Source organism: Vibrio sp. 2-1-2a (assembly GCF_032648565.1).
Classification (GTDB): Bacteria; Pseudomonadota; Gammaproteobacteria; order Enterobacterales; family Vibrionaceae; genus Vibrio; species Vibrio diabolicus.
In genome coordinates this window covers 382,318-395,214 of record NZ_WBOH01000004.1, presented here as the reverse complement: position 1 = coordinate 395,214, position 12,897 = coordinate 382,318, and the positions used below count along the sequence as shown (strand labels likewise).

8 protein-coding genes and 1 pseudogene are annotated in these 12,897 nt (G+C 42.2%); 6 read left to right on the top strand and 3 right to left on the bottom strand.

The window, feature by feature from the left end; genetic code table 11:
- Nucleotides 1-2: 2 nt before the first annotated feature.
- From F7Y48_RS13615 to F7Y48_RS13600, 4 genes and pseudogenes are all read left to right on the top strand, one after another.
- On the top strand, nt 3-3,098 hold the full coding sequence (locus F7Y48_RS13615; RefSeq protein WP_258693481.1) for a DNA methyltransferase: 3,096 nt from the start codon (nt 3-5) through the stop codon (nt 3,096-3,098).
- 2 nt (nt 3,099-3,100) lie between these two features.
- On the top strand, nt 3,101-6,484 hold the full coding sequence (locus tag F7Y48_RS13610; protein ID WP_316684674.1) for a DEAD/DEAH box helicase family protein: 3,384 nt from the start codon (nt 3,101-3,103) through the stop codon (nt 6,482-6,484).
- Between the two features lie 82 nt (nt 6,485-6,566).
- Nucleotides 6,567-7,391, top strand: a complete 825-nt coding sequence (locus F7Y48_RS13605; RefSeq protein WP_316684673.1) for a hypothetical protein — start codon at nt 6,567-6,569, stop codon at nt 7,389-7,391.
- A gap of 51 nt (nt 7,392-7,442) precedes the next feature.
- A pseudogene (locus tag F7Y48_RS13600) lies at nt 7,443-8,609 on the top strand (IS256 family transposase).
- Between the two features lie 6 nt (nt 8,610-8,615).
- On the opposite strand, the gene F7Y48_RS13595 reads toward F7Y48_RS13600, so the two are convergent.
- The 3 genes from F7Y48_RS13595 to F7Y48_RS13585 form a co-directional block, all read right to left on the bottom strand.
- Nucleotides 8,616-8,918: a hypothetical protein gene (locus tag F7Y48_RS13595; protein WP_258693478.1), complete on the bottom strand. Its 303-nt coding sequence runs from the start codon at nt 8,916-8,918 to the stop codon at nt 8,616-8,618.
- 11 nt (nt 8,919-8,929) lie between these two features.
- Nucleotides 8,930-10,150, bottom strand: coding sequence for a tyrosine-type recombinase/integrase (locus tag F7Y48_RS13590; protein ID WP_316684670.1), 1,221 nt, complete (start codon nt 10,148-10,150; stop codon nt 8,930-8,932).
- A 203-nt stretch (nt 10,151-10,353) separates the two neighbouring features.
- Entirely contained in the window at nt 10,354-11,220 is an 867-nt protein-coding gene (locus tag F7Y48_RS13585) for a YicC/YloC family endoribonuclease (protein WP_046874112.1), read from the bottom strand.
- 184 nt (nt 11,221-11,404) lie between these two features.
- Between F7Y48_RS13585 and rph the strand changes: the two genes are divergently transcribed.
- Nucleotides 11,405-12,121, top strand: a complete 717-nt coding sequence (gene rph, locus F7Y48_RS13580) for a ribonuclease PH (RefSeq protein WP_225461837.1) — start codon at nt 11,405-11,407, stop codon at nt 12,119-12,121.
- Between the two features lie 100 nt (nt 12,122-12,221).
- Entirely contained in the window at nt 12,222-12,863 is a 642-nt protein-coding gene (pyrE, locus tag F7Y48_RS13575) for an orotate phosphoribosyltransferase (RefSeq protein ID WP_124007343.1), read from the top strand.
- Nucleotides 12,864-12,897: the final 34 nt, after the last annotated feature.

Sequence of the window (12,897 nt, the reverse complement as noted above, 5' to 3'; positions counted from 1 at the left end):
CAATGAGTAAGTACAACGAGCTAGTTAAAAAGCTAAAAGAGATTTTTCAGATTGACCGTCCGGAACTAGATTTTGGTATCTATCGTATCCTTAATGCTCGTGCAGACGAGATAAACGATTACCTAGATAATAAGCTCAAATCCAAAATTCAGTCTGCACTGGCTGATGCTGGCAATGCGAATAAGGCTGATCTTGAGCAGCAGTTGCAAGCAGCGATTAAGGCCGCAACGGACGCAGGATTTGAACCAGATCAAAGCCCTAAAGTGCAAGAATTGAAGGTTCAATTAGTGGCAGCGGCTTCAGGGGCCAGCGAGCATGAAAACGCTGTGTTCTCTCATCTGTTAACCTTTTTTTCTCGCTACTATGATAACGGCGACTTTATCAGCAAGCGTCGTTACAAAGGTGACACCTATGCGATCCCCTATGCTGGCGAAGAAGTCATGCTGCATTGGGCGAATAAAGATCAATATTACATCAAAAGTGGTGAGAACTTCGCCAACTATTCATTCAAGTTGGATGATGGTCGTAAGGTAAGCTTTAAGTTGCTTGCCGCAGATACAGCCAAAGACAATCGCAAAGATAACGATGCAGATCGCCGCTTTGTTCTGATTGAGCCGCATACCCGCACTAAACTCGATGATAATGGTGAAGAATACGAACAAGCCTATCAACCCGTGGAAGTTGTAAAAATAACGGAGTTAGTCGACGGTGAAAGCATTGAGAAAGAAGAGCTAGTTATTCACTTCGAATACAAGGCAATGAAAAAAGGCACTAAGCAAGATGCATTGGTACAAGCAGCTATTTCCAGCATTCTGTCAGATCAAGTTGTCCAAAAGCATTGGGTCGAATTAGCTAAGCGTGCACCCACTGAGAAGAACCCGAGCCGTACTGAACTTGAACGTCATCTTACGACTTATACTCAGCGCAATACCTCAGATTACTTTATTCATAAAGATCTCAGTGGCTTCTTAACTAATGAACTTGATTTCTACATCAAGAATGAAGTTATGAATTTGGATAATGTTCAAAATGCAGAAGTCTTCGCAAGTATCGAAAAGCAGTTGCGAATGATTCAGTGTTTACGCGCGGTTGCCAGAGACCTGATCACGTTTCTAGCTCAATTGGAAAACTTCCAAAGAAAACTTTGGAATAAAAAGAAATTTGTGGCTTCTACAAACTATTTGGTTTCTTTTTGTCTTTTGAATGAAGACTTAAAAAAACATGTCATATCATGTGAAGCCCAATGGAACGAATGGAAAAAATTAGGCCTTATTGACTCAAAAGCTACGAAGGATAATTTAATAGACACTGATTGGTTAGTAGTTGACACAAGCCTATTTAGTGAAGATTTCAAGGCTAAGCTAGTTAGTTCAGTTGACAATATTGATGATTTTTTAGATGGGACACTGGTGAATTCTGACAATTATCAAGCTTTGAACCTGCTCAAAAATAAATATAGAGAGAAGGTCGACCTTATCTATATTGATCCGCCATATAATACAAACTCTACGCCGATCTTGTATAAGAACGAATATAAAAGGTCATCTTGGGCTAGTTTAATGGCTAATCGCTTAGAGCTATCTATGTGTTTACTGTCTAAAGATGGTGTAAAAGCAGTAGCCATTGATGACTCGGAAGTAACTAACTTATCAAAAATCATGGAATCTTTGAGTAATGAACATCGTTTGACACGCGTAACAGTTGTCCACAACCCTAAGGGATCAATTACGAAAGATTTTAATAGAACGCATGAGTATTGCCTTTTCTTGACAAATGAAAATGATAAAGAGGCTATCGGGCGGACGCTAGAAAAAAATGATAAACCAAGAAAGATGAGACGTTGGGGAGAAAATTCACTTAGAACTGAACGTCGTTTATCTTTCTATCCTATCTATATTTGCGATGGGAAGGTAGTAAGAGTTGGAGATGTTCCAAGCGATGACTTCCACCCTGCTGGTAAAAATGTTTTTCAAGAAGATGGCTTAATCGAGGTCTGGCCGATAGACCAAAATGGAATAGAGCGACGATGGAATTTTGGATTAGATTCGATCGAAAAGAATTTGGACCGAATAGCCGTTATTGAAAAAAATGGCGAGTACGATCTATTTTTAACACATGAGCAATCTGTACCAAAGACTGTATGGTCTGGCGGAGAGTATGATGCCGGTAAATGGGGGAACTCTCTGCTTATAAGCATGCTTGGTGAAAAAAGGTTTGATTTCCCTAAATCCATAAATCTTGTAAAGCGTTGTATAGATATAACAACGCAGAATAAAAAAACACCTCTGATAGTTGATTATTTTGCGGGCTCGGGGACTACGGGGCATGCAGTTATAGAGCATAATTATTCCAATCTAGATAATGATAAATCGGCTAGTTTCGTCGTTGTAGAACAAGGCCAGTACTTCGATACAGTCACAAAGCCTAGAATCGTTAAAGCAGCATATTCGAATAATTGGAAAAGTGGTAGAGCAATAACACCAAGGAAGGGGCTTAAATTCTTTGCCAAAGTTCTAAAGCTAGAATCCTATGAAGATACCCTTAATAACATTGCGTTGGTTAAGAAGCAATCTAATACAGACTTATTTAGTATGTTAGATGAAGACGCAAAAACTGATTATCTGATTAACTACATGCTTGACGTTGAAAGTAAGGAATCATTGGTAAATTTAAAGTCTTTCCAAAGACCTTTTGACTACAAAATGGATATTACGACGGACTCTGCTGGTGCAACAGAGCGAAAAACGATCGATCTGGTTGAAACATTTAATTACTTACTTGGTCTGCATGTAAAATCAATTGAATCCAATATTGAGCGCGGCTATGTGCGTATTGAGGGTACTTTGCCTACTGGCGAGCGCACCCTCGTTCTATGGCGTGATTGCGACAAAATTGGTTACGACAAGCTGAATGACTACGCAAACCGTTTTGATCTTTATGCCAAAGAACAAACCTTTGATGTTATCTATATCAACGGTGATCATAACGTTCAAACCGCATTTACTGTTGAAGGTGAAGATGGTGAAATCGTTCGAAGCTTAAAACTGCGCCAAATTGAACCTGAGTTCTTAAGCCTTATGTTTGCTGAGGAGGCTTAAGCATGGTCAAAAAATCGTCTACTGGTAAAGCTGTTAAGAAAAAGAGCAACAGTAAACTGAGCTTTCACAAACAACTGGTACTCAATCGTTTTATGTTTCGTTTTTTTAAAGACGGGACATTGCAAGGTTTGAAGCTCCGTTTAGGCGAAGACCGTTTTGAGGGTATTCATGATGATGGACAAAGCTTATTTTTCCATGAGCTGAGTAACTATCTGTTTGAAGTGGATTTAGTTGACCTTGATGAACTGCGCCGCTATGACTTGAACATTGTTAAACACTGGCTGCAGATCACCGAGCACCGCAACCGTAAAGAAGAAACAGTACTGAATATGAAGTACTTTCAGTACTTGTCTTTACTGTTCACGGAGATCTACCTCGACTGGCACTTTAACCGAAAGCAAGAGCTGCTTGATGGCTTGAATCGCGAGCTTGATGCTTACAATGTTGAGAACAGTAAAACAGCACAAGACAGAGCGAATCAATTTAGAAATTATATATTAGATGATTTGAATAAGCTGGCGTTTTGGAATGCGACCGGTTCGGGTAAGACGTTGCTGCTGCACGTTAATATTCTGCAATATCTGCATTATTTCCAAAACGGCAATAGCAGCCATTACCCAGACAAGATCATTCTACTGACTCCAGATGAGCGCTTGTCACAGCAGCACATGAATGAGCTGTATGACTCAGGTTTCTCGCATATTCAGTTGTTCGATAAAAGTAAGCCAACTCCATTTCGAGGCACAATTGAAGTTATTGATATCAATAAATTGGCTGATGAAATGGGAGATAAAACGGTAGCTGTTGAGGCCTTTGAAGGCAAAAACCTGGTGCTGATTGATGAAGGCCATAAAGGTACAGGGACTGCTGCTGGTGCATGGATGCGTCGTCGAGATAAATTGACGCGAGATGGCTTTGCGTTTGAGTACTCCGCGACTTTTGGTCAGGCGGTATCAGATGGAAAGACCGTCGAGGCAATCGAAACGGATCTTAAAAAGAAAAAAGCAAAAATGTTGTTTGAAACCACAGCATTGGGGAAATTAACAGAAGAACAGTTAGCACAACTTGAACTAGACAGTGAGGCCAAGCGTGACGCCCGTATTCAAGCAACGCGAGAGGTCTACGGCAAGTCTATTTTGTTTGATTACTCTTACAAGTTTTTCTACGAGGATGGTTACGGTAAAGAGTCTCTGATCCTTAACCTTAACCCTGAGCAAGATAAGCAAGATGAGCGGCGCTATGAGTACTTCACGGCATGTTTGCTTAGCTTCTATCAGCAGCAGTACTTGTTCAACAAAAATAAAGACCAGCTAGCAGAGTTCAACATTGAGAAACCACTTTGGGTCTTTGTGGGGAATACTGTTGGTGGTGAAGACTCCGATATTCACGCAGTTTTACGCTTTTTAGCCTGGTTCTTAAACCATGAAGCACAAGCGAAAGCTTGGATAAAAGACTTGGTGGATAACAAAGCTAGAATTCTAGATACCAAAGGTAGAAATATTTTTGAGAAGCGCTTCACCGCTTTGATGCATGACGCCGAAGGTATTTATGTCGATATTCTTGCAAAGCTTTTCAATACGACGCATTCAGGTCAGCGTCTCCGAGTGTTGAACCTTATTGGCAGTAAAGGTGAATTGGCACTTCAGGTTGGTGAGGCTGAACCCTTTGGTTTGATCAATATTGGCGATTCACCGTCGCTCTACAAGATGTGTGAAGAGGACACCACCTTTGATTATCAAAGGGATGATTTTGCGAGATCACTCTTTCATACCTTGAACGACAAAGACTCGAAACTGCATATTTTGATTGGTTCGCGTAAGTTTACCGAAGGTTGGAGTAGCTGGCGTGTATCGACCATGGGGCTCTTGAATATGGGCCGTGGTGAAGGTTCGCAGATTATCCAGTTATTTGGCCGTGGTGTACGTCTTAAAGGGCGAGATTACTCGCTAAAACGAAGTACACCGGCTCAAAGGCCAAAAAGGATTCACCTTGATAAGCTAGAAACCTTGAACATTTTTGGTGTTCGTGCAGATTACATGGCGACGTTTAAACAATACCTTGAAGATGAAGGTATTACACCAAGCGATGAAATATTAGAACTCAATTTTGAGACTCGTCCAAACTTGCCCGCCACTAAGCTTAAGACGCTTAAGTTAAAAGATGGCTATAAGGACAACCAAAAGCATGGTTTTAAGAGAGTTCACTACCCAGAATTGTACCAAGTCCCAGCCGAGTTTGAGGGTAAAATTAAACTGCCTCATGTGAAGTTGGACCTTTACCCAAAACTTGAATCTATTGATACAAGTAGGAAAGGCGATAACACGCCTGTTAACGTACGTTATGAAGGTAAACTCGACTATAAGGTTATCGCTGCATTTGACTTTGATCGCTTATATCTTGCTGTTCAGGACTATAAGTTGCAACGAGGTTGGTCAAACTTACGCATTGATAAGCAACGCTTGATGGATTTTTGTCTGGGCAAAACAGATTTTTCTAACAAGTGGTACACTCTGCTAATTCCTAAGTCAGAGTTAGACGTTAAGCAATTTTCTGATGTTTCGAAACAAGAAGATATCATGCTGCGTTTGTTACTTGACTACACTGTTCGTTTTTACCAAGCATTGAAGAATGCTTATGAAGGCCAATTCTATCAAGTAACTCAAGTTCAAGAAGACGACCCTGGTATGATCGGAATGTACCATTTCGAGATTGAGGAGTCTGATGAAGGGATGGATTATGCGGAGCGACTTGAGCAGTTACAAGAGATTGTAACTCGCGGAGATATCGGTAAAGCAAAAGAATGGACTGCTCCCGGAATGGTGGCGGTGTCATTCGATAAACACCTTTACTATCCATTACTTTCTGTAGAAAAAGACGCTGATTTGCCTTTAAAAATGCGCCCGACAGCTTTTGATGCCCCAAGTGAGGTGGCCTTCGTTCGAGACTTAGAGCGATTTATTGAAACGCCAAAAGGCCAAGAGATTATTGGTGACAAGAGTTTATACTTATTACGCAATGCTGATACAAAATCGAAAGGATTAGGCTTTGCGACAGCGGGTAACTTCTATCCAGATTTCTTACTATGGTTAGTGGACGATAAGACGGGCAAGCAGTGGTTAAGCCTCGTAGATCCAAAAGGTATCCGAAATCTTAATTTAGATGATGCGAAGTTTGGTCTTTATCAAGAAATAAAAACTCTCGAGCGTAAACTTGATGATAATGCGTTATCTCTTAGTGCGTTTATCTTATCAGATACGCATTTTGACGATCTAATAAATATTTCAGAGGATAAAAAAGATCTTGAGAATCGGAATATTCTATTCATGGAAGATGGTGGAAGCCTATATCTAGAGAAGGTTTTTTCAAAAATGCTAGAAGTTGACTGATTCCACAAAATGATAGATTCAGGAAAAAACCGATTGATTTCAATCGGTTTTTTTGACCCCATCGGTTAAAAAGGGGTGAGCGATGGAAAACTACAGAGAATCATTTAGCTTATACAGACAGCTGGTTAGTTTTGGAAACGGTAGACAAGGGCTGTTGGGGATAGTAGGGCAGCCTCATGATACCCAGTTTTACCCCGACCAAAAGTCAGGGGGGTATTACAAACAACTGTTTATTGATCAGGTAGGAATTCTTGACAATAAAAAGCTAAGAAACCCACCAAATGATGCCACATGTCAAAACTGTAAAGGACATTTTCTAGGGAATAGACCTAAGATAGACCATCAAAATGACTTAAAGATTGGGACGTATTTAGAGCAACATTTCATGCAATTTATGAATGAGCAATTTAATTTAAGAAGTTGGCCTTTTGTCTGCGAGCGTGCCGACACTGAAAGATTGAATATGCCTGACTTTAAAATAACAGATACAGAAACAGGAAGTATTGTTCTTTACTTTGAGTTCAAATGTATCTTTAAGCCTTTCATCATGGTTGGCAGAAAAATAGATAATACACACTGCTACAGCCATTCAATGACATTGGATGGCGATGATAAACTTAACAAACAAAAGCAGTTAGTTTACCACAATGGCATAAAGGATAAGACAGTTTACATCTATTGGTATGATATACCATGTGTGAAAGGCGTATTTTGGCAGTTTTGCGACTATGTTTTTGACTATAGAGCTAGAGCCGAAACTTACTCTAGAGTTAGGCAAGATGGTGACTACAGAAGCGGAAGGCAAGTTGGTCATGTAGATAAGATATATCTACCTCTGCATCAAATGAAACACTTTCAGGAGTTGCTCTTTTATCTTGAGAAGAACTTATGTGTAAGTCATAGGTAGTGTTTAGAAATTTGTGTCATTTCAGTAGAATACTCAAAACAGGATTCACACATGACCAACGAATTCGATTTAGCACAAGCCATTAAAGCACTTCAGTCCGGACAAGACCTAACTGGTAAAGATGGCTTTTTAACTCCGCTCATTAAACAGATCACCGAAGCAGCCTTGAAGGCCGAGCTTCAACAACACCTAAAAAATGATGAGCAACCAAACAGAAAGAATGGCTCCAGCAAGAAAACGATTAAGTCTTCTGTAGGCTCATTTGAACTGGATACCCCACGTGACCGCTCTGGGTCGTTTGAGCCGCAATTAGTTAAGAAAAACCAGACCAAACTGACTGATGAGATCGACCATAAGATCTTATCTATGTTCTCGCTCGGTATGAGCTATCTTGATATCCGTGGACATGTGGAAGACATATACGGTATTGATGTATCAGAAGCCACCATTACGAGCATTACAGACAGTTTGATAGCAGAGCTGAAAGAGTGGCAACAACGTCCGCTCGATGCTCTCTATCCGTTTGTCTGGCTTGATGCCATCCACTATAAAATCAAAGAAGACGGACGCTATGTCAGCAAAGCGATATACACGATCTTAGGGTTAAACATTGAAGGTAAAAAGGAACTGCTTGGTCTATACCTATCAGAGTCTGAAGGGGCAAATTATTGGCTCTCCGTGCTAACGGATCTGTATAACCGTGGTGTTGAGGATATCTTGATTGCCTGTGTAGATGGACTGATCGGCTTCCCAGAAGCTATAGCAACCATTTATCCTGATACCGAGATTCAGCAGTGTCATCGCTCATCCGATCCGAAATTCCATGAAGTAGGTGGCCACTAAGCACCAAAAAGAGTTCATGGCAGATCTGAAGCCAGTCTGCAGAGCAGTCAGTAAAGAAGCCGCAGAAATGGAACTCGAACGCTTAGAATCAAAATGGGAGCAACAGTCCCGATGGTGTTACGTTCTTGGAGTAATAAGTGGGAAAATCTATCGGTTTTTTTCAAATACCCTGCTTATGTACGCGAAGCTATTTACACAACCAATGCTATTGAAGCGTTGCACCGCCAGTTCCGCAAACTGACCAAAACCAACGGTGTGTTCCCGAACGAAAATAGCTTGCTAAAGCTGCTGTACGCTGGGATATTGAACGCCCTCAAGTCACTCTTTGTTTTAGTTCTAGGGATGATTGTAAGACCAAAGACCACCTACACATAATTTTTTCTATTTCCAGTGAGTAGGAATCTCTATATCAAAGCTCTTAGCAACATATTGAAGCATCGTGATGATTTCGTGGTGCTTTTTTTCGTCATAGGGTTGACCATTTTGCTTTTGATGTACAATCATTTTGAGAGCTGTGAGATTAAACATATCTAGTTTGTAGAAGTTTCCCCAGCTAGGTATACCAAATAGGTTATAGATAACTTCGGTACTGTCACGTTCACTAGCCAGGCGTTTTGGCTCATCGATTTTGGCAAGTGCTGCTTCGCCTTCTTCTTTTGTATAGTAGGTGTTTAGTTGTTTCATTAAGTACCCATTTAAGCAATAATTTTAGATATCGATAGAGCTAATTTATCTAGTGCTTCTCTCCGCTCTTCAAAATAATCATGTCGGTCATAAATCCCTTCAACACCTTTTAACTTGTGATTCAAGCACCTCTCGGCCACATGGCCGGAGGTGCCTTGTTGTGCCAATAGGGTTCGGCACGTACGGCGTAGGTCATGAACAGTAAAGTGAGGCATATCCCCCATAAGATTCGGCGGCTGTTTCTTTTTACCAGGTTCATGCCCGAATAGTTTGGTAATCGCACGATTAAGCGTATCTGGCCCCATATGTGGATTTTTACTGGATCGACGACTAGGGAATACATACTCAGAGCCTAAGCTTCTCACTTTCAGTTCTTCAAGCCATTCTAATACTGGTGTAGCTAAAGGGATAGTAAGAGCGACATTGGTTTTGCTGCGTTCTTTTGGGAGTTCCCACACTGCTTTTTCTAAATCAAACTCTTCCCATTTGGATTCGCACAGCTCGGATTTACGCACACCTAAGCACACTAGTAAGGCGCATGCTAAATAGTTGTCACGGGTAAAGCTCATCGGGTTTTGTTTAGCGGTATTAAAAAACTGCTTGAGCTCTTCGGTAGTTAAGGCTCTATCTCTGCTCTTTTCCACACCGCCAGCATCCCGAACCGTAAATGCAGAAGCAGGATTACCTTGCATGAGGTCGAGCTTCATTCCATGGTTGAACAGTTGTTTACAATAGTTAAGGGCGTCATTCGCAATTGCGGGTTTTCCAGCAGCAATAATGGCATTAATAGTGGTACGAATATCACGAGCGTTGACTTGCTCGAGCGGGATATCGCCGATATGAGGGGCAATATCTTTTAAGAAGACACGTTTCGGAATGTTAGGGTGCTTTAAACGTTTTTCTAGGGATGGATACCAGTCTGAAAACAAGTCGTTAACGGTTTTAATTTTTTCTTGCTCTGCGCGCTTGCGTTGTATGAGCGGATCAAACCCTTCACGGACTTGTTTCATTTTTTCGGCAGCTAGGAGTCGGGCGTCTCGCAAAGATATGTCACTGACTTTGCCGAGTGTCATTTCGCGGCGCTTTTTGTTAGATGTGAAACGTAGCATCCAGCTAGGATAGCCAGAGCGGGGAACAACCAAATACAAACCACCACCATCACCATAGCGCTTTGTTTTATCCCCACCAGCTTTAATTAATGCTTCTACTTTCTTAACTGTTAACTGAGACATCCTAACTTAACTCCATACCCATTAAATCGGCGGAGCCTTACTTTACCCACCGCCATGCTCTGAAGGTAGTGTAACATACCCACCACTTTAACCACCAGTTTGTGGTGGTTAAAGGTGGTTCTCTATGGACCGGTATGGAATCTAATTTTGGTTAAGATTTTGATATTTATTGTTTTAAATAACAACATGGAGGTATGTGGAAATTATTCAATATTCTGGATCTGCTCACGCATCTGTTCAATCAGAACTTTCAGTTCAACGCCCGATGCTGTGATGTCTGTGCTGATGGATTTCGACGCTAGCGTGTTCGATTCACGGTTGAACTCTTGCATCATGAAGTCTAGACGACGACCCACTGCGCCACCTTTTTTCAGAATGTTTGTGGTTTCTTTTACGTGAGAGTCCAAGCGATCGAGTTCTTCAGCAACATCCGATTTTTGCGCTAGCAAAATCAACTCTTGCTCGATACGAGACGGATCCAGTTCCACTTTAGCGTCTTCGAACTTCGAGAATAGTCGTTCACGTTGCCATTCTAAAATTTCTGGCATGCGCGCACGCACTTTTACGACTTCTGCAGAGATGGCGTTCAAACGCTGTTCAATCAGCGCCTTCATGTTCTCGCCTTCACGAGCGCGCGCTTCAATAAATTCATCCATTGCGCCATCAAACGCTTCTAGTAGCACTTTATTTACCGCATCCATGTCTTGCTCTGGCGTTTCCATTACCCCCGGCCATTGCATGACTTGAAATGGATTGATTCGGCTCAGTTCACCAGTCATGTGCATGACTTGTTCAGCGGCCTTAATTACCTGGCTAGCAAGCGCTTCGTTGATGCTAAGCTCACCTTTTGCGGCAGGGTTTGCTTCAAAACGCAGATTACATTCCACTTTGCCTCGCGCTAAGCGCTTACGAAAACGCTCGCGTAAAACGGGCTCTAATCCACGAAATTGTTCTGGCATGCGGAAGTATGTTTCTAAATAACGCTGGTTCACGCTGCGGATTTCCCATACCGCAGAACCCCAGTCGCCTTTTACTTCTTTGCGTGCATACGCTGTCATACTGTAAATCATCGAATTTTCCTGTCTTCATTTTTTGAAAATTACTTCAAGAGTGTATCACGCTGCGTCGATAGGTGCGCGGGATGTATGGATTGTTTATGTTGTGCCAGCGGCGTAACCTATGAATCCGGAATCGATTCCGTTATAATCTTCGCCCAACCAAATCGTCTTCTCCTCATATTTAAGGTAGATGCCCATGCGTCCAAACGATCGCAAGGCGGATCAAGTTCGCCCTATCAAAATTACTCGTAACTACACAGCTTACGCTGAAGGGTCAGTGCTAGTTGAGTTCGGTAACACCAAAGTGTTGTGTAATGCGACCGTCGAAGAATCTGTGCCACGTTGGCTAAAAGGCCAAGGTAAAGGCTGGGTTACAGCTGAATACGGCATGCTACCTCGAGCAACACATTCTCGTACTCGTCGTGAAGCGGCAAGTGGCAAACAAGGCGGCCGTACGATGGAAATTCAGCGTCTTATTGCGCGAAGCTTACGTGCCGTTGTCGATCTAAAAGCTATGGGGGAGTTCATGATCACCGTTGACTGTGACGTTATCCAAGCTGACGGTGGTACGCGTACTGCATCCATCAGCGGCGCAAGTGTTGCAATGGCCGATGCGTTCCAACACCTAGTGGATAGCGGTAAGCTAAAAGCGAATCCAATGAAAGGCCACGTAGCTGCGGTTTCTGTCGGCTTGCTAGGCGATGAAGTATTGTGTGATCTTGAATACGTTGAAGATTCAGCAGCCGATACAGACATGAACGTGGTAATGACAGAAGAAGGTAAGATGATTGAAATTCAGGGCACCGCAGAAGGTGAACCGTTCAGTCACGAACAGCTGATGGCATTGCTCGAGTCGGCGAAAATCGGCATTACGGAAATTGTCGCAGCGCAGAAGGCGGCGTTACAAAATTAATGATTTATTTAAATAGCTTCCCCGAAAGGAAGCTATTTTTTTGCATATTACTAGGTCCTAGGATCTGATCCCCACACGAAAAGAAAATTGAGAGAAATCCATGAAAGCATACCAGCGTGAGTTTATTGAGTTTGCACTTGAGAAAGAAGTTCTTAAGTTTGGTGAGTTTACTTTGAAATCTGGCCGTAAAAGCCCGTACTTCTTTAACGCTGGTCTTTTCAATACTGGTCGTGATCTCGCTCGTCTAGGCCGTTTTTACGCAGCCGCGCTCGCTGATTCTGGCATTGAGTTCGATGTACTGTTTGGCCCTGCGTACAAAGGTATTCCTATTGCAACGACAACAGCAGTCGCACTGGCAGATCATCATGACGTCGACACGCCTTACTGTTTCAACCGTAAAGAAGCAAAAGATCATGGCGAAGGTGGCAACCTTGTTGGTTCTGCGTTAGAAGGTCGTATCATGCTAGTGGATGACGTAATCACAGCAGGTACTGCGATTCGTGAATCGATGGAAATTATTAAAGCAAATGGCGCTGACCTTGCGGGTGTGTTGGTTGCTATCGACCGCCAAGAGAAGGGCAAGGGCGAGCTTTCTGCGATTCAAGAAGTTGAGCGTGACTTTGGTTGTGCCGTGATTTCAATTGTAAGTTTGGGTGATCTTGTGACTTACTTAGAAGAGAAAGGTGACGCTGCTGAGCACTTGGAAGCAGTTAAAGCCTATCGCTCGGAATACGGCATTTAATTTGTTACTTTTTCTGAAAAAGTAAAAAAGGCAG

What these genes read in the sequence shown, in the direction of transcription:
- F7Y48_RS13615 (WP_258693481.1), top strand. Translation starts at nt 3, where the DNA reads ATGAGTAAGTACAACGAGCTAGTTAAAAAGCTAAAAGAGATTTTTCAG.
- F7Y48_RS13610 (WP_316684674.1), top strand. Translation starts at nt 3,101, where the DNA reads ATGGTCAAAAAATCGTCTACTGGTAAAGCTGTTAAGAAAAAGAGCAAC.
- F7Y48_RS13605 (WP_316684673.1), top strand. Translation starts at nt 6,567, where the DNA reads ATGGAAAACTACAGAGAATCATTTAGCTTATACAGACAGCTGGTTAGT.
- F7Y48_RS13595 (WP_258693478.1), bottom strand. Translation starts at nt 8,918, where the DNA reads ATGAAACAACTAAACACCTACTATACAAAAGAAGAAGGCGAAGCAGCA.
- F7Y48_RS13590 (WP_316684670.1), bottom strand. Translation starts at nt 10,150, where the DNA reads ATGTCTCAGTTAACAGTTAAGAAAGTAGAAGCATTAATTAAAGCTGGT.
- F7Y48_RS13585 (WP_046874112.1), bottom strand. Translation starts at nt 11,220, where the DNA reads ATGATTTACAGTATGACAGCGTATGCACGCAAAGAAGTAAAAGGCGAC.
- rph (WP_225461837.1), top strand. Translation starts at nt 11,405, where the DNA reads ATGCGTCCAAACGATCGCAAGGCGGATCAAGTTCGCCCTATCAAAATT.
- pyrE (WP_124007343.1), top strand. Translation starts at nt 12,222, where the DNA reads ATGAAAGCATACCAGCGTGAGTTTATTGAGTTTGCACTTGAGAAAGAA.